Source organism: Brevundimonas bacteroides DSM 4726 (assembly GCF_000701445.1).
Taxonomy (GTDB): domain Bacteria; phylum Pseudomonadota; class Alphaproteobacteria; order Caulobacterales; family Caulobacteraceae; genus Brevundimonas; species Brevundimonas bacteroides.
In genome coordinates this window covers 244,484-266,547 of the sequence record NZ_JNIX01000010.1, presented here as the reverse complement: position 1 = coordinate 266,547, position 22,064 = coordinate 244,484, and the positions used below count along the sequence as shown (strand labels likewise).

General features: G+C 67.4%; 24 protein-coding genes and 1 pseudogene. 13 read left to right on the top strand and 12 right to left on the bottom strand.

Translation table 11 applies throughout. From position 1 onward, the window contains the following. Positions 1–114 precede the first annotated feature (114 nt). Together Q333_RS0110860 and Q333_RS0110855 are read right to left on the bottom strand one after the other, a co-directional pair. Entirely contained in the window at positions 115–687 is a 573-nt protein-coding gene (locus tag Q333_RS0110860; protein WP_029416913.1) for a cob(I)yrinic acid a,c-diamide adenosyltransferase, read from the bottom strand. A 2-nt stretch (positions 688–689) separates the two neighbouring features. Further along, positions 690–893, bottom strand: coding sequence for a twin transmembrane helix small protein (locus tag Q333_RS0110855; RefSeq protein WP_029416911.1), 204 nt, complete (start codon positions 891–893; stop codon positions 690–692). 133 nt (positions 894–1,026) lie between these two features. Here Q333_RS0110855 and Q333_RS0110850 point away from each other — a divergent pair, with 133 nt between their 5' ends. After that, complete coding sequence (locus Q333_RS0110850; protein WP_029416909.1) at positions 1,027–2,151, top strand: hypothetical protein; 1,125 nt, start codon at positions 1,027–1,029, stop codon at positions 2,149–2,151. 6 nt (positions 2,152–2,157) lie between these two features. Here Q333_RS0110850 and ahcY read toward each other — a convergent pair whose 3' ends face one another. The 4 genes from ahcY to Q333_RS0110830 all read right to left on the bottom strand — a co-directional run bounded on the left by ahcY (position 2,158) and on the right by Q333_RS0110830 (position 6,651). Further along, the gene (ahcY, locus tag Q333_RS0110845; RefSeq protein WP_029416908.1) at positions 2,158–3,549 is read right to left on the bottom strand and encodes an adenosylhomocysteinase; all 1,392 of its coding nucleotides are present in this window, start codon (positions 3,547–3,549) and stop codon (positions 2,158–2,160) included. 133 nt (positions 3,550–3,682) lie between these two features. After that, entirely contained in the window at positions 3,683–4,699 is a 1,017-nt protein-coding gene (locus Q333_RS0110840; RefSeq protein ID WP_029416906.1) for an HlyD family secretion protein, read from the bottom strand. 24 nt (positions 4,700–4,723) lie between these two features. Further along, complete coding sequence (locus Q333_RS0110835; protein WP_029416905.1) at positions 4,724–5,482, bottom strand: ABC transporter ATP-binding protein; 759 nt, start codon at positions 5,480–5,482, stop codon at positions 4,724–4,726. Then, positions 5,479–6,651, bottom strand: a complete 1,173-nt coding sequence (locus tag Q333_RS0110830; RefSeq protein WP_029416904.1) for an ABC transporter permease — start codon at positions 6,649–6,651, stop codon at positions 5,479–5,481. Before Q333_RS0110830 ends, Q333_RS0110835 begins: the two co-directional genes overlap by 4 nt. Before the next feature lie 206 nt (positions 6,652–6,857). Here Q333_RS0110830 and Q333_RS0110825 point away from each other — a divergent pair, with 206 nt between their 5' ends. Then, positions 6,858–8,927, top strand: coding sequence for a S46 family peptidase (locus Q333_RS0110825; protein WP_029416903.1), 2,070 nt, complete (start codon positions 6,858–6,860; stop codon positions 8,925–8,927). Between the two features lie 184 nt (positions 8,928–9,111). Further along, the gene (locus Q333_RS0110820) at positions 9,112–11,208 is read left to right on the top strand and encodes a S46 family peptidase (protein ID WP_029416902.1); all 2,097 of its coding nucleotides are present in this window, start codon (positions 9,112–9,114) and stop codon (positions 11,206–11,208) included. Between the two features lie 6 nt (positions 11,209–11,214). Here the strand turns inward: Q333_RS0110820 and ppk2 are convergent, their stop codons facing one another. After that, entirely contained in the window at positions 11,215–11,961 is a 747-nt protein-coding gene (gene ppk2 / locus Q333_RS0110815) for a polyphosphate kinase 2 (protein WP_029416901.1), read from the bottom strand. Positions 11,962–12,117: 156 nt separating this feature from the next. Between ppk2 and Q333_RS0110810 the strand changes: the two genes are divergently transcribed. Both Q333_RS0110810 and Q333_RS0110805 read left to right on the top strand, forming a co-directional pair. Then, positions 12,118–12,879 (top strand): extensin-like domain-containing protein, encoded by a 762-nt coding sequence (locus Q333_RS0110810; protein ID WP_029416900.1) that lies wholly within the window; start codon positions 12,118–12,120, stop codon positions 12,877–12,879. A 205-nt stretch (positions 12,880–13,084) separates the two neighbouring features. After that, a complete protein-coding gene (locus Q333_RS0110805; RefSeq protein ID WP_029416899.1) occupies positions 13,085–13,288 on the top strand; it encodes a cold-shock protein in 204 nt (67 codons plus the stop codon). A 31-nt stretch (positions 13,289–13,319) separates the two neighbouring features. Here Q333_RS0110805 and Q333_RS0110800 read toward each other — a convergent pair whose 3' ends face one another. The 3 genes from Q333_RS0110800 to Q333_RS16570 all read right to left on the bottom strand — a co-directional run bounded on the left by Q333_RS0110800 (position 13,320) and on the right by Q333_RS16570 (position 16,440). Next, positions 13,320–14,237: a DMT family transporter gene (locus Q333_RS0110800; RefSeq protein ID WP_029416897.1), complete on the bottom strand. Its 918-nt coding sequence runs from the start codon at positions 14,235–14,237 to the stop codon at positions 13,320–13,322. Between the two features lie 220 nt (positions 14,238–14,457). Beyond that, the gene (gene gluQRS / locus Q333_RS0110795; RefSeq protein ID WP_029416896.1) at positions 14,458–15,303 is read right to left on the bottom strand and encodes a tRNA glutamyl-Q(34) synthetase GluQRS; all 846 of its coding nucleotides are present in this window, start codon (positions 15,301–15,303) and stop codon (positions 14,458–14,460) included. 3 nt (positions 15,304–15,306) lie between these two features. Next, the gene (locus tag Q333_RS16570) at positions 15,307–16,440 is read right to left on the bottom strand and encodes a JmjC domain-containing protein (RefSeq protein ID WP_051651264.1); all 1,134 of its coding nucleotides are present in this window, start codon (positions 16,438–16,440) and stop codon (positions 15,307–15,309) included. 43 nt (positions 16,441–16,483) lie between these two features. Between Q333_RS16570 and Q333_RS0110785 the strand changes: the two genes are divergently transcribed. From Q333_RS0110785 to Q333_RS0110760, 7 genes and pseudogenes are all read left to right on the top strand, one after another. After that, the gene (locus Q333_RS0110785) at positions 16,484–17,128 is read left to right on the top strand and encodes a DNA-3-methyladenine glycosylase family protein (protein ID WP_029416892.1); all 645 of its coding nucleotides are present in this window, start codon (positions 16,484–16,486) and stop codon (positions 17,126–17,128) included. Further along, entirely contained in the window at positions 17,125–17,793 is a 669-nt protein-coding gene (locus Q333_RS0110780) for a trimeric intracellular cation channel family protein (RefSeq protein ID WP_029416890.1), read from the top strand. Before Q333_RS0110785 ends, Q333_RS0110780 begins: the two co-directional genes overlap by 4 nt. Positions 17,794–17,927: 134 nt before the next feature. Continuing rightward, positions 17,928–18,488 (top strand): HNH endonuclease, encoded by a 561-nt coding sequence (locus Q333_RS0110775; RefSeq protein ID WP_029416889.1) that lies wholly within the window; start codon positions 17,928–17,930, stop codon positions 18,486–18,488. A 19-nt stretch (positions 18,489–18,507) separates the two neighbouring features. Further along, positions 18,508–19,119, top strand: coding sequence for a site-specific integrase (locus Q333_RS0110770; RefSeq protein ID WP_051651263.1), 612 nt, complete (start codon positions 18,508–18,510; stop codon positions 19,117–19,119). After that, positions 19,112–19,267, top strand: a pseudogene (locus Q333_RS18055) (helix-turn-helix domain-containing protein); the annotation flags it as partial. The gene Q333_RS0110770 and the pseudogene Q333_RS18055, both read left to right, overlap by 8 nt. Before the next feature lie 208 nt (positions 19,268–19,475). Beyond that, a complete protein-coding gene (locus Q333_RS18050) occupies positions 19,476–19,700 on the top strand; it encodes a helix-turn-helix domain-containing protein (RefSeq protein WP_084175994.1) in 225 nt (74 codons plus the stop codon). Between the two features lie 159 nt (positions 19,701–19,859). After that, positions 19,860–20,078 (top strand): hypothetical protein, encoded by a 219-nt coding sequence (locus Q333_RS0110760; protein ID WP_029416887.1) that lies wholly within the window; start codon positions 19,860–19,862, stop codon positions 20,076–20,078. Positions 20,079–20,384: 306 nt separating this feature from the next. On the opposite strand, the gene Q333_RS0110750 is transcribed toward Q333_RS0110760, so the two are convergent. After that, on the bottom strand, positions 20,385–21,026 hold the full coding sequence (locus Q333_RS0110750; protein ID WP_245591538.1) for a Crp/Fnr family transcriptional regulator: 642 nt from the start codon (positions 21,024–21,026) through the stop codon (positions 20,385–20,387). A 130-nt stretch (positions 21,027–21,156) separates the two neighbouring features. Here Q333_RS0110750 and Q333_RS18045 point away from each other — a divergent pair, with 130 nt between their 5' ends. Beyond that, positions 21,157–21,387 carry a DUF6894 family protein gene (locus tag Q333_RS18045; RefSeq protein WP_407059718.1) on the top strand — a complete coding sequence of 77 codons (231 nt, stop codon included), beginning with the start codon at positions 21,157–21,159 and terminating at the stop codon, positions 21,385–21,387. Between the two features lie 96 nt (positions 21,388–21,483). Here Q333_RS18045 and Q333_RS0110740 read toward each other — a convergent pair whose 3' ends face one another. Next, positions 21,484–22,035 carry a Crp/Fnr family transcriptional regulator gene (locus Q333_RS0110740; protein ID WP_162175587.1) on the bottom strand — a complete coding sequence of 184 codons (552 nt, stop codon included), beginning with the start codon at positions 22,033–22,035 and terminating at the stop codon, positions 21,484–21,486. Positions 22,036–22,064 lie beyond the last annotated feature (29 nt).

Genomic DNA, 22,064 nt, shown 5'->3' with positions numbered 1-22,064 from the left:
GAGAGACGGAGGGGGTCGTCGCGCGGACCCGATCTCGCGTCAGCGAGAACCTCTCCGTCTGCTCGCAAGGGCTCGCATCCACCTCCCCATCGCTGCGCGACAGGGAGGAGACGATCACCGCGTCCCGCCGGGGACCCATTTCACGTCGCCCGCGCCATTGGCGTTGGCGCGGCGGGCGGCGACGAACAGGTGATCCGACAGCCGGTTCAGATACCGGAGCGCCTGGGGCGTCACCGCCGCGCCTGTCTCCACCAGCCGGATCGCCTCCCGCTCAGCACGTCGCGCGATGGTGCGGGCCAGATGCAGGTGCGCCGACAGGGCCGAGCCGCCGGGCAAGATGAAGCTGTCCAAGGGCTTCAGGCTCTCGTTCATCCAGTCGATCTCGGCCTCCAGCCGCTCGACCTGGCTGTCGACCATGCGCAGGGCCTCCCAGGCCGGGGGCGGGTCGAGCGGCGTCGCCAGATCGGCGCCCAGGTCGAACAGCTCGTTCTGGATGCGGCTGAGCATGGCGTCTATCCGGTCGTTCTGGCCGGCATGCAGCCGCGCCACGCCGATGGCGGCGTTCAGCTCGTCGACGGTGCCATAGGCTTCCACCCGTGGATCGCTCTTGGAGACGCGTTCGCCGGATGCCAGGCCCGTGTCCCCGTCGTCGCCGGTACGGGTGTAGATCTTGTTCAGGACGACCACGCTCAGGACCCTTGCGTGGATTTCCACCACATGCCGATGACCAGCAGCAGCACGGCCACTCCCTGCAGGGCGACCCGCAGCCGCATCAGTTTGTTGGAGTTCGACCGGGCGTAGTCGCCGCCCTTGAACAGGGCATGGATGCCGAAGCCCAGGGTGATGGCCACCGCCGCGATGGCGGCCAGGATCAGGATGTCGAACACGCTCATGGCCGCCTATCTAGGCCGGTCGCATCGCGCGCGCCAGCGAGGCGGCCTGCGGCGTTCACGCCCGGCTAACCCCGTTCCTCCCCGCCATTTCAACCTTTGCCGTGCAGGGTGGCTGTCTTCAGGAGCCTCCCGTTTGACTGACCGCGCCGTCCGCAACCTCGCCAACCTCAAGAAATCGGCGTCCACGGCCCGTGTGCTGAACCTGCTGCGCGTCTGGGACGAGCATGGCGGAACCGAGGGCTGGAAGGCCGCGCCGATGTTTCAGCATCCCGCGCTGAACCGCGCCCTGATCCTCAAGCATCGCCTGCGCCGCGACGAGGTCGACCGCTTTCGCGTCCGCCGCCACGTCGCCACCAAGATCATCCTGCCGATCGACGGCGGCGACCTGCGCATCGGCGGGCGATACGTCTTCGTCGATCAGATCGGCTACGACCGGACGATGGAGGAGACCTTCGGCATCGGTCCCTCCCATCCGGACCGACATGTGCTGGCTCTGATGGACGAGCTGCCGGGGCTCGACCCCTTCCTGCTGCGCGAGCAGCTGCGCCGCAACGGCCTGGCTCCGGACCCCTGCTACTTCAACCTGACCGAGGCCGACCTGTCGCGCATGACCGACTTCGTGGCCGAGGAAATTCGGCCGCTGGTCGATCTCAGCCTGGGCCCCGACGCCGACCTCGCGGCTGAGAACCCCGTAGCGCGCCTGACCGCCAAAATCATGTCCTTCACGCCCGGCGAGGACATGAGCGCGCTGGGCGCCACGCTCCAGCTGGAGCCGCAAGAGTACGAGGAGGGCGTCTTCTGCTGGAAGGGTTTTCTCTATTACAAGTGGGCACTGCAGTCCGTGATCGGCGACATCGGTGGGGTGCTGGACGGCGTGCGGCGCGCCCGCCCCTATGGCCGGACCGAGCCGGACCAGTACATCGCCATTGAGCGCGCCCGAGAGGCCGTCGATCGCCGGATCATCCTGACCTGCGAGGCCGCCGCAGACATGCTGCGGGTCTATGACGAGGCCTTTGTCGCCATGACCCAGAATGGCGAGCCGACCCAGTTCCGCGACTTCCTGCGCGACGCCCCGCTGCTGTTCACGCGGCTGGGGGAGCGGCTGGGCGCGGTCCAGCACATCGTCAGCTTCTGGCGATTCCGCACCGCGGCCGGAAAGCCCCGCCTGACAGCCGAGGAACTGCTGGATCTGCTGGCCGACTTCGAGATCAGCCTGTCGGGCCGCGAGCGCGCGGACGTCGTCACGCTCGCGGCCTGAGTTCGATCAGTAGCGGTAGTGCTCAGGCTTGAACGGCCCTTGCACCGGCACGGAGATGTAGTCGGCCTGTTCCGGCTTCAGTACGGTCAGCTTGGCGCCCAGCTTGCCCAGGTGCAGCGTGGCGACCTTCTCGTCGAGGTGCTTGGGCAGGGTGTAGACCTTGTTCTCGTACTTGGCTGCGTTGGTCCACAGCTCGATCTGGGCCAGCGTCTGGTTGGTGAAGCTGGCGCTCATAACGAACGACGGGTGGCCCGTGGCGTTGCCCAGGTTCACCAGGCGGCCTTCGGACAAGAGGATGATCTTCTTGCCGTCCGGGAACTCGATGTGGTGGACCTGCGGCTTGATCTCGTCCCACTTGAAGTTCTTCAGGCCTGCGACCTGAATCTCGCTGTCGAAGTGGCCGATGTTGCAGACGATGGCGTTGTTCTTCATCGCCCGCATGTGGTCGACGGTGATGACGTCCTTGTTGCCCGTGGCGGTGACGAAGATGTCGGCCTCGGACGCCGCGTCCTCCAGCGTCACGACCTCATAGCCTTCCATCGCAGCCTGCAGCGCGCAGATCGGGTCGATCTCGGTGACCTTCACCCGGGCTCCGCCCTGACGCAGCGAGGCGGCCGAACCCTTGCCCACGTCGCCGTAGCCGCAGACCACCGCCACCTTGCCCGAAAGCATGACGTCGGTGCCGCGACGGATCGCGTCGACCAGCGATTCACGGCAGCCGTACAGGTTGTCAAACTTGGACTTGGTGACGCTGTCGTTGACGTTGATGGCGGGGAAGGGCAGCTCGCCGCGCTCGGCCATCTGATAGAGGCGATGCACGCCCGTGGTCGTTTCTTCCGACACGCCGCCGATGGCGTCGCGGATGGCCGCGTAGAAGCCGGGCTTCTCGGCCAGGTAGCGCTTCATGACCTTGTAGAGGGCTTCCTCTTCTTCGTTCTGCGGGTCGTTCAGGACCGATGGGTCCTGCTCGGCCTTGGGGCCGAGCACGCACAGCAGGGTGGCGTCGCCGCCGTCGTCCAGGATCAGGTTGGGATAGCCGCCGTCGGCCCATTCGAAGATCTTGTGGGCATAGTCCCAGTACTCTTCCAGGGTCTCGCCCTTGACGGCGAAGACCGGCGTGCCGGCGGCGGCGATGGCGGCCGCGGCGTGGTCCTGGGTCGAGAAGATGTTGCACGACGCCCAGCGGACCTCGGCCCCCAGGGCTTCCAGCGTCTGGATCAGCACCGCCGTCTGGATCGTCATGTGCAGGGAGCCGGCGATGCGGGCGCCCTTGAGCGGCTGGGCCGCGCCGTATTCGTCGCGCAGCGCCATCAGGCCCGGCATCTCAGTCTCGGCGATGGCGATCTCCTTGTTGCCGAAGCCGGCAAGCGAGATGTCGCGGACGATGTAGTCGGTCATGAGCGGCTCCTTGAGCGCGGCGGTGTCGGGTTGCGCGCGCCTATAGCCCGCAGCCGTCGCGGGGGCAAGGAACGTATAAGGATGTCCTTATATGTCGTGGTCGGAGCGAGGCGGCTCGCTCCGACCGTGTCGATCAGGTCCTTGGGGCCGGCGTCTGCATGGAGCGGGTGGCGGGCACACCGACGCTGGGCGTGCGGGCCGCGCCGGCCGTCTCGCCAGGCTTCATGAACTTCACCAGCACGCGTTGCCCGATCAGCAAGGGCGCGTCTCCGGCGGTCACGACGACCTCGACCACCCGTTCATCCGATCGCTGTGACGGATCGTCCGACGCCAACTTGCGTGCCCCGAAGACGGCGGCGCGGCGCAGGACCGAGCCGACGTAGACGGTGGAGGGATCGCCTTCGGGCGTGATCTCCACGGCCTGGCCCTGACGCACGTTGGGGATGTCGCTCTCCACGATTTCCGCGCGGGCGATGCGGGGCGCGTCGGGTTCCAGGTCGAACAGGTTCGACACCTGAAGGGTCGAGGCACCCGAACCGGGGTTGGCGTAGCGCCGCACGATGCGACCATTGGCGGGCGACCGGATCACGGTCAGCTCGACATTGAAGGCAGCCTGATCGCGGCGGGCGCGTGCCGTCTGAACAGCGGCTTGCTGCGTGCCCAGCCGAGCCTGGGCGGTGGCGATCGCGTCACGCGCCTGGTCCAGACGCTGGCCGGCTACGAAGTTCGTGGCGACCAACCGCTCCAGCCGGTCGTACTCGCGCTGGGCCGTGCGGATATCCACGTTGATCAGGCGCAACTGGGCCTCGGCCGCGGCCAGGTCGGCCTCGGCGGTCTGCAGCGCCAGACGAGGCTCGTCATCCTCCTGGCGGGCCAGAATCTGGCCAGCGGTGACGATGTCGCCTTCCTGCACGTAGACCTCGCGGACCACGCCGCCGCGTCGGGCCGCGATCTGGATGATGCCGCCCTCGATGTCGATCTTGCCATTGGCGATGGCGGCGTAGGGACTTTCGACCCGCTCGGCCTCCGCCTTTTCGGCTTCCGCCTTCTTGGCTGCCCCCTGGCCCTGCATGAACAGGAAGCCGGCGACGATCACGATGATCAGCAGGACGCCGATCCAGACCCATTTGTTTTTCAGGAAGCCGGGCATGCGTTGATAGGTCCTAGTGGGTCGTCAGTGATGGGACGCCAGGGTGGCGTTCGGATTGGGCGTGCGGCGCTCGTCGGAAATGATGACGCCGTCCTCGATTTTGATGACGCGGTCGGCCCATTCCTCCAGGCGCGGGTCGTGGGTCACACAGACAACGGCGGCCCCGTGCTCGGAAGCGGCGCGGCGCAAAAGCCGGATGACGATCTGGCCGTTCTCGCCGTCCAGCGCCGAGGTCGGTTCGTCGGCGAACAGGATCTGCGGGTCCTTGGCGAGCGCCCGGGCAATGGCGACGCGCTGCTTCTCGCCGCCCGACAGGGCCGCGGGCCGCTGATGCAGGCGCGGCTTCAGGCCGACTTCCTCGAGCGCCAGCGTGGCGCGCTTCCTGGCGGCGTCGGGCGACAGGCCCTGGAACTTCAGCACCGTCTCGACCTGCTGCAGGGCCGACAGCGCCGGGAACAGATTGAAGCCCTGGAAGATGAAGCCGCAGTGATCCAGCCGGAACTTGTCGATCTTTCCGGGCGACAGCTTCCACAGGTCGTCGACATCGAGCGCGTCGACCCGGCCTTCCTCCGGCCGCAGCAGGCCCGACAGGGCCGCGATCAGCGTGGACTTGCCTGAACCGGACGGGCCCATGACCATGGTCAAATCGCCGTGGCGCGCATCGAAATCGACGCCCTTCAGCACCTCGACGAAGCTCTTGCCGGACTTGAACCGCTTGCGCAGACCCTTGGCCTCGATGGCGTAGTCGCCGTGCTTGCCCTGCGCAGTGGTGTGAAGGGTCATCGCAGCAGGTCCGCCGGCTGGCTGTTCTTCAGGACGCCGAGCGACAGCAGGCCCGACAGCATGGCGATCAGGATCAGGCCGCCACCCACGATGATCAGCAGCAGCGGGGGCAGGGCGATGATGACCGCGCCGGTCATGGCGAGCCATTGAACCCCCATGGTCAGCAGGATGGCCGCCAGCACGCCGACGCAGCCGACCCAGAAGCTCAGCTCCATGACGATGCGGTTCAGGGATCCCATGCCGACGCCAAGCGCCCTCAGCGAGGCGAACTCCTTGATGTTGGCCATGATGGCCCCGCGCAGCGTCTGCCAGGTGATGGCCACGCCGATGATGGTGCCCAGCACCACGCAGCCGCCGATGATGATGACCAGAATGCCTTCCTCAAACATCGCCATCTGGTTGGCGTCGGCCAGTTCCTGGCGGGTCCAGGCTTTCCACTGGCCGTCGCCAGCGGCGTTCAGCTCGGCGGCGACCCGTTCGGCGGACGCCGGATCGCGCAGCTTGACCATCAGGGGGCCGACGCGGGGGCCCGTGTCGGCCTGGCCGACCATGCGCAGGGTGTCGCGCGACATGATCACGGTCGCTTGCATCATGTTGGGATAGCCGCGGGTGATTCCCACGACCGTGACGGTCTGACCGTTGTACAGGGCCTTGTCGCCCAGCTTGACGCCGAGCTTCGTGACGGCCGTCTCGTCGATGGCGACCGTGTAGGGCTGGCGCAGGGCGTCCACGAGTTCCTGGGAATAGTCTGTCGGAATGGTCACCGAGCCCGGCGTGGTGTCGATGATCGAGGCCTGGACGAACTCCTGTCGCGGCGCGCCCTGGCGGGCGCGTTCGGCCTGGGACATGGTCGGGTCGACATTCTTGACCGACTGGAAGCTGCCGCCGGCGCCATCTAGCGGCTGAACCTCGACCACGGCGGGGTTGTTATAAACCAACGGGATGAAGCGACGCGGAACGCCCGACGGACCTCCGATCAGCGAGGTCGCCCCCGGCTGCATCACGATGATGTCGGCGCTTGAACGCTCGATGGTCGCGGTGAAGCCTTTGCCGATGCCGATGAAGACCCCGGTCATGGCCAGCACCAGCAGGCCGGACAAAGCCAGCGCCATGACGGCGGCCATGTAGCGCCGCCACTCGAACAGCAGCGTAGATAGGGCGAGCGACATTGTGACGGTTTGGTCCCTGACTTGCGGCGTTATCTGACGCGAGCGAGCCTTCTCACCAAGTTAAATCGGGGTAAGGACGCTTGCCATCAATATGGCGACGCTTGACCGGCCAAAATGGGAAGGCAGAGATGCCGCGCTTGCCCGTCGGCCAGCCTTGCGTCTAGTTACTGTGTAACACGCAAATCCGCCCCTCGGAGACCCCCCGCATGTCGCTTCGCCGTCTTGGCCTTTTCGCCTCGCTTGCCGCCCTGTCGTTCGCTGCCAATCCGGCGATGGCGGATGAAGGCATGTGGACCTTCGACAACTTCCCGATCCAGACGGTGAACGACAAATACGGCACCCGCATCGACCAGGCGTGGCTGGACCGCGTTCGGAACGCTGCCGTCCGCATCCAGGGCTGCTCGGCCTCGGTGGTGTCGCCCAATGGCCTGGTCCTGACCAACCACCACTGCGTCGTCTCCTGCGTTCAGGATTTGTCCGACGCCCAAAACGACTTCGTCGCCGCCGGCTTCCGCCCCGCGACGCGCGAGGACGAGCGTCAGTGCGCCGGCCAGACCGCCGAGATCCTGACGAACATCACCGACGTCACAGACCGCATCCTGGCCGCGGGCGAGGGGCTGGAAGGCGCGGCCTTCGTCCAGGCGCGCGGCGCCGCCCAGCAGCAGATCCAGCGCGAGGCCTGCGGCGACGACCGGACCCGCACCTGCCAGGTGATCAGCTTCTACCGCGGCGGCCGCTACGCCCTCTATGAGTTCCGGCGTTACGAAGACGTGCGCCTGGCCTTCGCGCCGGAGTTCCAGGCGGCCTTCTTCGGCGGCGATCCGGACAACTTCAACTTCCCCCGCTACGCGCTCGATTTCGCCTTCCTGCGCCTCTACGAGAACGGCCAGCCGGTCGAGACGCCCAACCACCTGACCTGGACCACCGAGGTTCCGGACGAGGGCGATGCGGTCTTCGTCGCGGGCAATCCGGGCTCGACGTCGCGCCTGCTGTCGCTCAGCCAGCTGGAGCGCATCCGCGATCAGGTCCAGCCGACGACCCTGCTCCAGCTGTCGGAACTGCGCGGCCGGATTCAGCAGTATGCCTCGACCGGTGAAGAGGCCGCCCGCGTCTCGGTCGACCCGCTGTTCGGCATCGAGAACACCTTCAAGGCCACCTTCGGCCAGCAACAGGCCCTTCTCGACCCCGAGTTCCTGGGCAGGAAGCGCGAGGAAGAGGCCGACCTGCGCGCTCGCGTCGCCGCTGACCCGGCGCTCGCCGAGCGCATCGGCGATCCGTGGGGCGAACTGACCGCCATCGAGGATCGCGCCGCCGACCTGTTCATTCCCTTCCGCCAGCTGGAAGCCGCCGCCGGCCAGCGCTCGCTGCTTTACAGCTATGCGCGCGCCATCGTCCGGGCCTCCAAGGAGCGCGCCAAGCCGGTCGAACAGCGCCGTCCGGGCAACTCCGACGCCGACATCGCCGCCCTGGGCCGCCGCCTGGCCGCCGTGACGCCGATCGAGGCGGACCTGGAAGAGATCTACCTGTCCTTCTGGCTGTCCAAGACGCGCGAGTACCTGACCGTCGACAATCCCGACGTCCAGCGCCTGCTGGGCCGCGAGAGCCCCGAGGCTCTGGCCGACCGTCTGGTGTCGGGCACGGGTCTGGCCGATCCCGCGCGCCGCGCCGAGCTGCTGGCCATGACGCCGGAACAGCTGGCGGCTTCGGGCGATCCGCTGATCGAGTTCGTTCTGCGCAACGACGACGCGGCCCAGCTTCTGCGCGCCCAGTGGGAATCGACCGTCTCGGGCCCGACCGCCCGCGCCGCCGAGCGCATCGCCCAGGCCCGCTTCGCCGCCTACGGAACCAACCAGTATCCGGACGCGACCTTCAGCTTGCGCCTGTCCTACGGCGCGGTCGAGGGCTGGACCTATCGCGGCACGGAGGTGGAGCCCTTCACCCGCATCGGCGGCCTCTATGAGCGCGCCACTGGCTCGGCGCCCTTCGTCCTGTCCGAGGCCTTCGCGGCCGCCGAGGACCGGGTCAACAAGGACGTCGTCTACAACTTCAGCTCCACCAACGACATCATCGGCGGCAACTCGGGTTCGCCCGTGATCAACGCCGACGGCGAGGTGGTCGGCGCGGCCTTCGACGGCAACATCCACTCGCTGGGCGGCGCCTTCGGCTACGACGCGGCGCTGAATCGCACGGTGACGGTGTCGACGGCGGCGATCACCGAGGCGCTCCGCAACGTCTACCAGCAGCCCCGCCTGCTGGAGGAACTTGGGGTCGAGTAGAGACCGCGGCCCGGTCCCTTCTCCCCCTGCGGGAGAAGGTGGCCGAGCGCAGCGAGGTCGGATGAGGGGTGACACTCGGTCCGACCGGTGATCTTCTGATCGCAAGCCTCGTCCGGGTCTTCGCACCCCTCATCCGGCCCTTCGGGCCACCTTCTCCCGCAAGGGGAGAAGGAAGGAATGTTCCATGCGCCTTCTGCTTCTCGCCACCACCGCCGTCCTCGCCCTGTCCGCCACGACCGCCTCTGCCGAGGAAGGCATGTGGACGTTCGACAACTTCCCGATCGCGCGGGCGAACCAGACGCTGGGGACCAACATCGATCAGGCGTGGCTGGACCGGGTGCGGCTCAGCTCGGTGCGGTTCGGCGGGTGCTCGGCGGGGATCGTCTCGGACGCCGGTCTGGTGCTGACCAACAACCACTGCGTCGCCACCTGCGTGGCCAATCTGTCGACGCAAGAAGTCAACTACGCCGCCACCGGCTTCACGCCCCGCACCCGCGAAGAAGAGCTGCGCTGTCCCGGCGGCACGGCCGAGATCCTGACCGAGATCACCGACGTCACCGATCGGGTGAAGGCGGCCGGCGCCGGGCTGACGGGTCAGGACTTCACCCGCGCCCGGGACGCCGAGATCGGCCGCATCGAGCAGGAAGCCTGCGCCAATCCTGACGGAACCAGCGCGGCAGACCGGCGCTGTCAGGTCGTCAGCTTGTATCGGGGCGGCCAATTCAAGCTCTATGCCTACAAGCGTTACACCGACGTGCGTCTGGCCTGGGCGCCCGAGGACCGCGCGGCGACCTTCGGTGGTGACCTGGACAACTTCTCCTTCCCGCGCTTCGCCATCGATGCGGCCTTGATCCGGCTCTATGAGAACGGCCAGCCGGTCGAGACGCCGACCCACTTCGTCTGGAACGATGACCGGCCGGTGACCGGCACGCCCGTCTTCGTCTCCGGCAGCCCGGGCGCGACCCAGCGGCTGCTGACCCAGGACCAGCTGGCGACGGTGCGCGACGTTGTCCTGCCGCTCGACCAACTCATCGCGTCGGAGCTGCGCGGCCGGCTGGTGCGCTTCGCCGCCGAGAGCGAGCAGAACGCCTTCATGGCCATGGACCCGATCGTGGGGCTGGAGAATACCTACAAGCGCGGGCTGGGCCGCATGCGCGCCCTGACCGACGCCGGCTTCATGAACCGCCGCGCCGAAGCCGAGGCAGACTTCCAGGCCCGCAACGCCGCCAACGCCGAGTTCGCCGCCCAGTTCGGCAATCCCTGGGGGGACCTGGCCGCCGTCCAGCCGGCGGTGCGCGAGCTCTATGCCCCTATGGCCCTGCTGGAAGGCGGGACGGGCGTGGGGACCACCGCGCCGGGGGGCGGCTCGGTCCTGTTCGCCTACGCCCGCACCCTGGTTCGTGCGGCCCAGGAGCGGGCCAAGCCGTCCGCCGAGCGTCTGCCCGAGTTCGGCGACGCCCGTCTTGGCCAGGTCGAGAATGGCCTGATGGCTCAGCGCCCGGTCTATCCGGAGCTGGAGCAGGTCCGTATGGAGTGGTGGCTGTCCAAGACCCGGGAGTGGCTGACCGTCGATGATCCGCGGGTGCGGACTTTGCTGGGCCGGGAGTCGCCCGAGGCCCTGTCGGCGCGTCTGGTCGAGCGCTCGACCCTGGCCGACCCGGCCGTCCGCCGCGCCCTCTGGGAAGGCGGCATCGAGGCTATCCAGGCTTCCGACGACCCCCTGATCCAGTGGATGCTGTCGATCCAGGACGTGACTCGCGGCGTGCGCTCGGAGTGGGAGACCCGCGTCCAGGCCCCGACCGAACAGGCGTCCGAACGCCTCGCCGCCGCCCGCTTCGCCGCCTATGGCGACAGCGTCTATCCGGACGCGACCGGCACCCTGCGTCTGACCTACGGCCTGATCGAGGGCTCCGACGTTCCGGGCCAGAGGTTCGACGGCTTCACCACCTTCGACGGCCTGTGGGACCGGGCGACCGGCTCGGCCCCTTTTGACGTGGCCCCCAAGCTGCTGGCCGCGCGCGATGTCATCGACGGCGACACGGTGCTGAACATGACGGTGTCGTCCGACACCATCGGCGGCTCCTCTGGCTCTCCGGTGGTCAATGAGGCGGGCGAGATCGTGGGGGCCAACTTCGACTCCACCGTTTTGACCCAGAGGAACGCCTACGGCTACGACCGCGACGTGAACCGCAGCGTCATCGTCACCACCGGCGCGGTGACGACGGCGTTGCGCGACGTTTACGGCATGCAGCGCCTGGTCGAGGAGTTGGGGGCCGACTGATCCCGATCAGGGGTTCAGCCGCCCCTGGTGGTCGTCGGCGGCGAAGACCACGTCGCGGTCGGGCCGCTTCACCTTGGATCCCGGCCGCTTCAGCTCGGTCAGGATGTGGCGGATGATGTTCAGCCGCGCCGTCTTCTTGTCGTCGGTCGCCACCACCGTCCACGGCCCGTGCCGGGTGTGGCAGTCCGACAGCATGCGGTCGCGCGCGGCCGAGTAGGCGTCCCAGCGCTTCTGCGCCTCCGCATCCAGCGCCGACACCTTGAACCGCTTCAGCGGATCATTGACCCGCTCCGCCAGCCGCTTCGCTTGCTCCTCTTTCGAGATATCCAGCCACAGCTTGATCAGATGGATGCCCGAGCCCCTGAGCAGGGTCTCGAAGTGGGGCACGTCCTTCAGAAACTGCTCATGCTGTTCGGGCGTGCAGAAGCCCATGACCGGCTCGACGCCCGCCCGATTGTACCAGGACCGGTTGAACAGCACCCATTCGCCCGCCGCCGGCAGGTGGGGGACGTAGCGCTGGAAGTACCACTGGGTGGTCTCCCGTTCCGTCGGCTTGGGCAGGGCGACGACGCGCGTCTGGCGCGGGGAGGCATATTCGGTGATGCGCTTGATGGCCCCGTCCTTGCCGGCGCTGTCCCGGCCCTCGAAGACGATGACCAGCTTTCTGCCCTGCTCGATCCACCAGTGCTGGGTCTCGACGAGTTCGATCTGCAGCGCCTCGAGCTCGGCCTCGTAGTCATCCTTCTTGCCCATGACGGTCTCCTTCGCCCGCCACCGTGCACCCCGACGAAGGCCGGGGTCCAGAGGCGGATGCGATGCGTGGCCGCAGAGGCCCGGTCGGAGCCCCTTCGCCAAGCTCTGCGTTTGTGATCTGGCCCCGGCATTCGCCGGGGTGCACGGTAGGGGTACATGCAGCGCGACTTCGCCGATTTCTGGAACCTGATGTGGGAGGTTGGGCTGGCGCTGTGCGCCGGCTTCGCCCTGCTGAACGTCTTCGCCCCGCCCCAGGACCTGCCGTGGAAGCCGCTGGACCTGAACCGTCCCATCGGCCAGGCGACGGCGGCCAAGGTGGCGGATTTCTCCGTCGGCTTCTCCGCTCCGGAGGAGGAGGTCGAGGCCGTCACCGCCGCCTGCATCCAGACGCTGAGGGATGCTGGCGTCGAGGTCCGCCGTGCCGAGGACATTGACGGGGGCGGCTTCTGCCAGGTCCGGAACGCCGTGGTCATCACCGGCGGCGCGGTGACGCCGCTTAAGCCCGGCGGGCTGACCATGCAGTGCCCTCTGGCGGTCCGTTACGTCATCTGGGACCGGCAGGTTCTGAGGCCGAGCGCCGAGGCCGCCTATGGCTCCGCGCCCGTGGCGGTCAACAATTTCGGGACCTACTCGTGTCGCCGCATCTATGGCTCGGAGGACCAGAATGATCGCCCCAGCGAGCATGCCCGGGCCAATGCCCTGGACGTCGCCTCTGTCACCCTCGCCGATGGACGCACCGTCTCGGTCCAGTCGGACTGGGACGGGCAGGGGCCGCAAGGCGTTGAAGGCGCGGGCTTTATCCGGCGCCTGCGCGACGGGGCCTGCCGGGTTTTCTCGACCGTGCTCAGCCCCGACTACAACGAGGCGCATGCCGACCATCTTCATCTGGACGGGGCGCCGAGGGGCCTGTGCGCCTGATTTCACTTAACCTTGATCGCCCGGCACGCGAATCGATTCCGATTGACCAGGCTTGACGGCTGGGAGACAACATTCGCGCAATCCGGATTTCGCGTGGGGTCCACACCTGCGTTTAGCTCCTTCTATGAACGAGCCTGTCCAGATGGATTGTCGGACCCCTTGAACAGGGCGTTCGCCTGGAAGAGCGCGTTTATGGAGACGCACAATGCCGACCGGTACGGTCAAGTGGTTCAACCCCACCAAGGGCTTCGGTTTCATCCAGCCCGAATCCGGCGGGAACGATGTGTTCGTGCACATCACCGCCGTTCAGAAAGCCGGCCTCGCCGGTCTCGATGAGAACGCCAAGGTCGAGTACGAGCTGGAATCCCAGCGCGGCAAGACCTCGGCCGTGAACCTGAAGCTGCTCTGATCGTCTAGTCGATCAGGGTCGCCGATAGCGATCACGCGGGCGCGGTTCCTTCGGGGGCCGCGCCCGTTTTCGTATGCGCGGGCGGTCGCGCGTTCGACCATTGCGCCAGCACGATCGCCGCCATGACCAGAGCCCCGCCCAGCGCCTGAACCGGCGACAGGATCTCGCCGAAGATCAGCCAGCCCAACAGGCCCGCCACGATCGGCTGGATCAGAATGGTCACGGCGGTGATCGACGCCGGCAGTCTCCCCAGCGCCCAGGCCACGCCGCCCTGTCCCGCCACATGCATCAGCCCCATGCCGATGCAGGCCGCCCAGCCCGCGGCCGTGGCCGGAACCATGTCCTCGCCCAGCAGCAGCGCCACGCCTCCCATCAGGGGCAGTCCCGCCAGCGTCGCCCAGAAGGTGACCTTCAACGCACCCGCCGTGGTCCGGGCGAACTTCACCATCAGGAAGTAGAGGGCGTACCAGACCGACACGAGCAGCGAGAGCGCATCGCCCAGCGGCGGATTGGTCCCCTGACCCCCCGCCTTGCCCGCCGCCATCGCCCAGGCCCCGGCCATGGCGAATCCGAGCGCCAGGAGGAACAGCCGCGCGGGCTTCTCCTTGAAGAACAGCCACCCGATCAGGGTGACGACCACCGGCGTCAGGTTGCACAGCACCGTGGCGTTGGCGACCGAGGTCATGACGATGCCGTAGTGCCAGAACGACAGGTCCAGCGCGAAGAACAGCCCCGCCAGCAGCATCCACTTGGACGGCCGCCCGACGCCTTCGCCTCCGGGGCGGGCGACCAGCAGGAACAGCAGTGGCATGGCGAATAGGAAGCGCCAGAATCCGGCGGCCGCCGGCCCCGTCTCCGTCAAGCGCACCAGGATCGGCGCAAGCCCCAGGACAGACGCCGAGGCCAGCACGACCAGCAACGGAATCAGACGGGGGGCGGGGGCGGTCATTCAAGGTCGCATAGACGCTTCCCTCTCCCAGAGGGAGAGGGCTTGAGCGCCCGAGAGCCGTCAGGCGATCGGACTTGCGCAAAAGGGTGGGGGGTTCTGCCGTCACCGCGACGCACACATCGTCGCGACGCGATGCGTCTCTCCTCCACCCCTCACCCTTTCGGTTTGCGGAACGCTGCGCTCTCAGAACCTCAAACCCTCTCCCTCCGAGAGAGGAACGCTAGACCCCCAACTCCGCCCGCAACTCGCGCGCCGTCACGCCAGCCTCCCTCAGCGCCATCAACGTCACGGACCCATCCCGTTTCGCATAGCGCTTCCCGTCCTGCCCCAGGAGCAGGCGATGGTGGCGATAGACCGGCGTTGGCAGGTCCAGCAGGGCCTGCAGCACTCGCTGCATCGACGTCGTCTGGATCAGGTCCTCGCCCCGGATGACGTGGGTCACGCCCTGAGCCGCATCGTCGACGACCGAGGCGATGACATAGCCCGCGCCGATGTCCTTGCGGCCCACGACCATGTCGCCCAGCGCCTCGGGCCGCGCGGTCTTGACCCCCGGATCGGCCGTCTCCTCGACCCAGGTCAGGCGTTCGAACCCACCCAGTCGATCGCTCGCGGCCGCCAGCGACAGCCGCCAGGCGAAGGGCTTGCCGTCGGCAATCAATGCGGCCTCTTCCGCGGCGGGCAGGGGGCCGCAGGTGAAGGCGCCCGCGTCGGTGAGATCGTCGGCGTGGGGCGCGCCGCCCGCGAGAGCCATCAGCTCCTTGCGCGTGCGAAAGCAGCGATACAGAACGCCCATCTCCCGAAGCCTGTCCAGCGCCGCGTCATAGGCCGCCCGCCGTTCCGACTGCCTCACCACCGGACCGTCCCAGTCCAGCCCCAGCCAGGCCAGGTCCTCGATCAGGGCCGTCTCATACTCCGGCCGGCAGCGGGTGAAGTCGGTGTCCTCGATCCGCAGCAGGAACCGCCCGCCAACCGCTCGCGCTGCCGTCCAGGCCGTCAGGGCCGAGAAGGCGTGGCCCCGGTGCAGCAGGCCTGTGGGCGAGGGCGCGAAGCGGGTGACGAACGTCAAGCGTCAGACCCGGATGATCGCGCCGGCGGCCTCAGCCGCCGCGACCGCCGCCCGCAGCTCCGCTTCCGGCACAAAGTCGAACTGGGCGATCAGGTCCTCCAGCGCGAAGCGGGGCTGCTCCAGCGCCCAGACCAGGGCGATGGCCACGGGTCTGGAAAACGCGGGCGCGGCGGCCAGGCCACGGGCGTAAATCGTCAGAGGCGGCCGCTCGGGCAGGCCATAGCCGGGCTCGGCCGGGACCAGCCGTCCCTGCATCACCGACGCCTCCTCCAGCATCAGGTCGCTGGTCGCAAGAGCCTGCAGCCGCCGCCCGATCTCGGCCAGCTGGGCGCGCAGGACGGCCCCGTCCCCCATCGCCGCCGGGCGCAGGAAGTGGCGGAACACGGGATCATCCTTCACGATCGTCTCGACCCGCTTCATCAGGTCCAGCCCCGTCGCCGGCGTGATCGAATAGGTGACGTGCAGCGACGCCCCTTCGGTCGCCAGCGCCTCGTGGTACCAGCCGCGCGGCAGATATAGCACATCGCCCGGTCGCAGGGTGATCTGCTCCATCACCTCGCCGCGCTGTTCGGCCAGCCAGGCGCGGGTCTCCGGACTGTCGACCGGAAAGCTGACCGGGGCGTCGGCCCGGTTGCGATACAGCGTCCAGACCTTTTCGCCCGCGCACTGCACCGCGAAGACGTGGTGGGTGTCGTAGTGGGTCCCGAAGGCCTGCACCCCGCCGAACGAGCAATACAGATTGGCGCTGACCTGACCGGCGAAGGCCTGACCCAGCGCAGGCGTCATCGACCGGATCGACGGGATCAGGTCCTGCACCTCGTCCAGGATCAGACTGGCCCCCTGCGCCAGCATTAGCTTGACCTTGGCGGGCGAGGGGCGGGTGACGGGACCGGCCCCAGTCGCGGCCTCGTGGCAATACTGGCGCGGCGGCACGCGCTGCCCGTTGAAGACGACCTTCAGGTTCTGGGTCGTCCAGATCGAGGTCTGGTCCAGCAGGGCGTTGAACCGGTCCCAGTCCAGCAGGGCGGCCTTGGGCGCGCCGGGCGCGGCGGGGATATGTAGCGGTTTCCGGTCGTCATGGTCGGCGTGGAACACCTCGGGGGTGATCGGGGCCAGAAGATCGTCCAGAGTGCGCATGGGCCCGGACGCTAGCGGTTCGGCCCGACGACCGGAAGCGCCCATGTCCCTCAGCCCCGCCGACCTCGCCGCCGCTCGCCAGTCTCTGGCCGAGCGCGACCCGGCGCTGGCGCGGGCGCACGCCCAGACCCTGCCGTTCGAATGGCGCGTCCGGCAGGCGGGATTCGTGGGCCTGTTCCGCATGATCGTGGAGCAACAGGTCTCGGTCGCCTCGGCGGCGTCGGTCTGGGCGCGGCTGAACGCAGGGCTTGGCGAGATCACGCCGCAGGCTCTGCTGGCCCACGACCTCGACAGCCTTCGCGGCATGGGCCTGTCGCGGCAGAAGGCGACCTATGGCCAGGGCATGGCGCTGGTGCAGGTCGAGGGGCGCATCGATCTGGATCACCTGTCGACGCTGGACGACACCGCCGCCATCGAGGCCCTGGTGTCGCTGAAGGGCGTCGGGCTGTGGACCGCCGAGGCCTACCTCCTGCTGTGCGAGGGCCGCACCGACGTCTTTCCCGGCGGGGACGTGGCGTTGCAGGAAGCCATCAAATGGGCCGATCGCGCCGAGGTGCGGCCAGACACCAAACAGGCGTATGCCCGGGCCGAGGTCTGGCGTCCGTATCGCGGTGTGGCCTGTCACCTGCTCTGGGCCTGGTACACCGGCGTGAAGAAGGGCGAGATCGTGCTGGATGAGGCCGCATGACCGCGTTGGTCGACCCTGCCGCCATCGGGGCCGAGCTGGCCAGACCGGAGACCGTTCTGGGCGCGCTCGACTTCGCCGGCGTCGCGGTCTTCGCCGCGACCGGGGCGCTCGCTGCCGCGCGCGAGCGCCATGACCTCGTCACCTTCGCCTTCTTCGCGGCGGTCACGGGCGTGGGCGGCGGGACCCTGCGGGACCTGCTGATCGGTGCCCCGGTCTTCTGGGTCGAGGACTGGCGCTACATTGCCGTATGCCTTGCCGCGACCCTGGCGGTCTGGCTCCTGGGCGTCGGGACCTGGCGGTTCCGGGCGCTGTTGTGGCTCGATGCCGTGGGGCTGGGTGCCTATGGGGTGCTGGGGGCCGCCAAGGCCGAGGCGTTCGGCGTGCCGCCCCTGATCTGCATCGTCATGGGAGCCTTGACGGCCTGCTTCGGCGGCATCGTGCGCGACCTTCTGGCGGGCCAGCCGTCGATCCTGCTGCGGCGAGAGATCACGGTGTCGGCCGCGCTGCTGGCCGCCACCGCCTACGTCACCGCGCGGGCCCTTGGGCTGGATCCCTGGCCCGCTGCCCTGATCGCGGCCCCGGCCGGGTTCCTGCTGCGGGCCGGAGCCCTGGTCTGGGGATGGAGTCTCCCGGCCTTTCCGGGCGGGCTGGGACGTCGCGCCTGACGTCATCAAACCGACGCCAAGCCGTCATGGCGGCGGCGACGAATCGGGGTTAGGCTTCGTCCATCAGAGAGAAGGAGCGACGTCTTCAGTCCGATTTCCTCTATCCTGTCCGGCTCCATGAGCAGGGGGACCTGATGCTGGTCTCCCACAAGCCGCCGTCCGGCTTTCCTGCGCTCGTGCTGAACGCCGACTTCCGCCCGCTGTCCTACTATCCCCTGTCGCTCTGGCCCTGGGAGGAGGCAGTGAAGGCGGTCTATCAGGACCGCGTGGACGTGGTCTCGACCTACGACCGGGTGGTGCGCAGCCCGTCGATGGAAATGCAGATCCCCAGCGTCATCGCGCTGAAGAGCTACGTCGACCAGAACCGTGCCCCGGCCTTCACCCGTTTCAACGTCTTCCTGCGCGACGGATTCACCTGCCAGTACTGCGGCACCACGGCCGAGCTGACCTTCGATCATGTCATTCCTAGGAGCCGTGGCGGCCGCACGACGTGGGAGAACATCGTCGCCGCCTGCTCGCCCTGCAATCTCAAGAAGGGCGGCCGCACGCCCCAGCAGGCGCAGATGCCGATCCGCCGCAGCCCCCATCGACCCAACGCCTACCAGCTCCAGGAGGCGGGCCGCCGCTTCCCGCCCAACTATCTGCACCAGAGCTGGCTGGACTACCTGTACTGGGACATCGAGCTCGAACCCTAGGGTTACCCGATGTTTCCCGTTGGACCGGCGTGAGCGGTTTCTGTCGGCTGCAGAGCCGGAGAAACTCGGCGATGTTCTGAGCGCCCAGCAGAAGGACGGTTCCGACCCAAGGCATGTGGCGATCCTCCGCCTGCTGCTCCTGACCGGGGCACGCAAGAACGAGATCGCGCGGCTGCGCTGGAGCGAGGTCGATCTGGATAAGGGGTTGCTGAGGCTGAAGGACTCCAAGACGGGGCCGAAGGTGATCCGTCTGGGTGCCGCGGCGGCGAGCCTCCTGGCCAGGCTGCCGAGGGCGCATGCGACCTGGGTGTTCCCGGATCGGAGACATGCCGCTCGGCCGACGTCCAATCTTGACTGGGCATGGGTGTGGATCCGCACCAAGGCTGAACTGCCAGACGTACGCACTCACGATCTTCGGCACAGCTTCGCCAGCATGGGCGTTGCCGGCGGCGAAGGGCTGGTGCTGATCGGCAAGCTTCTCGGGCACGAGCATGTGGTGACTACCAACCGATATACGCACCTTTCGGACGATCCGCTGCAGGCAGCAGCCGATCGGATCAGTTCACCTGTTGCGGAAGCCATCGGCCTCGCGAGTTCAGACAGTCCGGTGCCGGAGGCCTGCGATGCCTGACAAGGCGAGATCATACAGCCAGATCGCGGTCTGCGCTGCGTTGAGAGATGCTCGTCGCGCCCGGGGATGGAGCCAGACACATCTTGGCGGTCTCCTGGGCAAGTCTGCCCGTCAGGTGTCTCGGATTGAGCGCGGGTATGCTGCCGTGTCGGTGTCGCAGTTCATGGAGATGTGTCTCATGGAGATGTGTCGAGCGCTCGACGTAGAACCGCTCCTCCTCAGGAAAGACCTGATCGGCGTGGCGGCAGCGACGATAAGGTTCCGCGAAGCTGACCAGATGATGGTGGAGGTTGAGGGACTGCTCGCGGACCTATCGGTTCGAGTCCGGGCCGCAGCTGCTCGTTCGGGATTAGGAGATTGGGCGGCTGCCGTGCGAAGGAAACACACAGGACCGGGAGCGTTGCGCGACGTCCGAGGCGGTTGGCCTTGCGAGCGACGGTGCCTACGAGTTGCCGATCAATCAGGAGCAGTTGGCCGACGCCTTGGGCACCACCTCCGTCCACGTCAATCGGACATTGAAGGGCCTGGAGGCCGACGGGGTCATCGAGCGCCGGAAGCGAACCGTTGCCGTCCCATCGTAGGACAGACTGCGGGAAGCGGCGGACTTGAACGCCCGCTAACTCCATATCGACCGATCGACCTGAGTGACGACGTTCAAAATTTAGTGACGCCTAACCTAGGTGAAGGTCGGGGTCTCGTCGTTCGGTCGAACTGGTCGCGGACCAGGAGGCCTTGTCGCCATGCCCATCTCCCTTACCCAGCTCAGGAGCGCCACTCCCGGGCAGTTTGTAGAGTTCGACGAGACTGGGTTCAGCATTGAGCGGCGGGATAGCGACCCCAACGCGTTCAACCGTCTCGTGCGCGAGGCTCTGGACAGCGCGGGCACGGAGTTCGTGGCCTTTCCGACGACCGACGGCCGGACCGGATACGCGGCCCTCTATGTTGTCCCGCTGGCCTAGGACGCGATCTTAGGGTCGGGTTTGCGGCGCATCGCGCCGCCAGGGACGTGGCGGAGTTGTGGGACCAGGAGGTCTCCATGAAAACCTGTACCCTGCGTCTGTTCCGCGACACCCAGCGACCCCCGGAGGGTCGAGCAGCTCTTCGAACCGACGATCGACGCCGCAGCCGGCGAAGCCCGGCGGAGGCTGTCGGCCTCATCCTTCATGCGAAGCGACCTGCTCGATGAAGGCCGGATCGTCAGCTGTTTCCAGCGCTCAGGAATGGGCGGCGAAATCACCACCGTGCCCACCATCAGCCGCTGAGCCCTAGACGGGGCCGGCCTCGAGCCTCAGATAGACGGGGTCGAACTCTGCCAGCGCCCAGAGACGGGCTCGGTCCAGTATGCGGACCCGCCCGCCTCGCCACTCGACGAGCTCGCGACGGCGGAGCGTCATCAGGGTGCGGTTGACATGCACCGCCGACAGTCCGAGGCAGTCCGCCAGATCGATCTGGGTCAGGGGGAACTCAAACCCGTCCGGCCCGGCCTCATCAACGACCTCCAGCCGCGTCTCGATCTCGCAGATCAGATGCGCCAGTCGCCCGACCGCATCCTGCGTCCCCATGCGATGCAACCACTGCCGATGGATCGCTGCATCGATGGTCGTGTCGAGCCACAGCAGGCGGGCGAGATGGGGATGCCGGGTCGTCACCGCGATGATCCGATCGTGTGGAACCTTGCTGATGGCGCATTCGCTGACTGCGACGATCCCGTGATCCATCTGCGTCATCAGCAGACTGTGAAGATCGATGAAGTCACCGGCCACGCTGATCTGCGTCACCGACCGCGACCCATCATGCAGCAAGTTGAACCGTGCGCAGAGGCCGCGGATCAGCAGGGTGGAGCTGGTCGGACGGTCACCCGGGCAGACCAGGGGATGTCCGGCTGGCACGATCTGAACCGGCTCCATCACGGACTCGAGCGAGACTCTTTCGTCATCAGAAACAATATCTCTGCGCTGAAGCTTGCGAAGCAGCGCTTCTGTCGGACTATGAATTTTCGTCATCCGAGGTTCAGGTCTGAGCGTATAGTTAGAAGTCATGGCCTCTTACCAATACACCGTCACTGGCATAGATCCGCCGATGAGTTCGTCGGAACAGGCTCCGGACGATCACACCGCGAGACAACAAGCTGTGCTGTTTCTGTCCGATCTGCTTCGAGATCTAGCGATTTCCAAGCGCGACGGTTCCGAGATTCGTGTCGAAGTCCGCGGGTCCGAGGGGGATCTGATCTGCGTGGCGACCGCCCAGATCGTTTCTGAACCGGCTTAGTCTTGGATCAGAAACAGTTTTTGGGCTGCGATGCGACGACAGGTCGCGCATGCGCCGCTCGGTATCGGACGTGTCTTTTCGCGGGGCTCGATCGTCCTAACAGCCGCAGGCGAGCTGGCTCAGGGTTGCGCGACACCTCACCCGCATGCGGCCCCGCCAGACCGTCAGGGCTCCCGCTCGCTCCAGCGTCTTGACCGAGGCGTTCACGCTGGTGCGCTGAACGCCGACCGCCTTGGCCAGGGCGGCCTGGGTGGTACGAACGTCGGCGTCCGATACGTGGCTCAGTCGACGGATCAGATTGGCCACCCGCTGGGGGACAGCGTGGACGGCGTGGCAGGCGGACGCGGCCTGCAGCGCGGTCATGCGATCGAGGGCGTGGCGGGCGAAGACCCGCTCGACCCAGCCCGTTCCCATGGTTTGTGTCGGAATGCTCGCGGGCAGTTCGATCCACTCGCTGTCCAGAAGGGCCAGGAGGTGAACCGGGCCGTGCTCCGGAACCAGAGAAGCCTCCCAGCCGAAGGTCGAGCCCGGGCCCAACAACTGGACGCAGGCCAGGTCGTTCCGATCGAACACCGCGAAACTGCCGCGAAGCACGAAGCCAACGGCGCCCTCGGACACCACGCGGTCGCCGGACAGGCATCGACTCACCTTTCCCGCGTCGCTGACGCCGTCGCGCA

Excerpts from the sequence above, each read along its gene's own strand:
- Q333_RS0110855 (WP_029416911.1), bottom strand. The coding sequence starts at position 893 with ATGAGCGTGTTCGACATCCTGATCCTGGCCGCCATCGCGGCGGTGGCC.
- ahcY (WP_029416908.1), bottom strand. The coding sequence starts at position 3,549 with ATGACCGACTACATCGTCCGCGACATCTCGCTTGCCGGCTTCGGCAAC.
- Q333_RS0110840 (WP_029416906.1), bottom strand. The coding sequence starts at position 4,699 with ATGCCCGGCTTCCTGAAAAACAAATGGGTCTGGATCGGCGTCCTGCTG.
- Q333_RS0110835 (WP_029416905.1), bottom strand. The coding sequence starts at position 5,482 with ATGACCCTTCACACCACTGCGCAGGGCAAGCACGGCGACTACGCCATC.
- Q333_RS0110830 (WP_029416904.1), bottom strand. The coding sequence starts at position 6,651 with ATGTCGCTCGCCCTATCTACGCTGCTGTTCGAGTGGCGGCGCTACATG.
- Q333_RS0110825 (WP_029416903.1), top strand. The coding sequence starts at position 6,858 with ATGTCGCTTCGCCGTCTTGGCCTTTTCGCCTCGCTTGCCGCCCTGTCG.
- Q333_RS0110820 (WP_029416902.1), top strand. The coding sequence starts at position 9,112 with ATGCGCCTTCTGCTTCTCGCCACCACCGCCGTCCTCGCCCTGTCCGCC.
- ppk2 (WP_029416901.1), bottom strand. The coding sequence starts at position 11,961 with ATGGGCAAGAAGGATGACTACGAGGCCGAGCTCGAGGCGCTGCAGATC.
- Q333_RS0110810 (WP_029416900.1), top strand. The coding sequence starts at position 12,118 with ATGCAGCGCGACTTCGCCGATTTCTGGAACCTGATGTGGGAGGTTGGG.
- Q333_RS0110805 (WP_029416899.1), top strand. The coding sequence starts at position 13,085 with ATGCCGACCGGTACGGTCAAGTGGTTCAACCCCACCAAGGGCTTCGGT.
- Q333_RS0110800 (WP_029416897.1), bottom strand. The coding sequence starts at position 14,237 with ATGACCGCCCCCGCCCCCCGTCTGATTCCGTTGCTGGTCGTGCTGGCC.
- Q333_RS16570 (WP_051651264.1), bottom strand. The coding sequence starts at position 16,440 with ATGCGCACTCTGGACGATCTTCTGGCCCCGATCACCCCCGAGGTGTTC.
- Q333_RS0110785 (WP_029416892.1), top strand. The coding sequence starts at position 16,484 with ATGTCCCTCAGCCCCGCCGACCTCGCCGCCGCTCGCCAGTCTCTGGCC.
- Q333_RS0110780 (WP_029416890.1), top strand. The coding sequence starts at position 17,125 with ATGACCGCGTTGGTCGACCCTGCCGCCATCGGGGCCGAGCTGGCCAGA.
- Q333_RS0110775 (WP_029416889.1), top strand. The coding sequence starts at position 17,928 with ATGCTGGTCTCCCACAAGCCGCCGTCCGGCTTTCCTGCGCTCGTGCTG.
- Q333_RS0110760 (WP_029416887.1), top strand. The coding sequence starts at position 19,860 with ATGCCCATCTCCCTTACCCAGCTCAGGAGCGCCACTCCCGGGCAGTTT.
- Q333_RS0110750 (WP_245591538.1), bottom strand. The coding sequence starts at position 21,026 with ATGGAGCCGGTTCAGATCGTGCCAGCCGGACATCCCCTGGTCTGCCCG.
- Q333_RS18045 (WP_407059718.1), top strand. The coding sequence starts at position 21,157 with ATGGCCTCTTACCAATACACCGTCACTGGCATAGATCCGCCGATGAGT.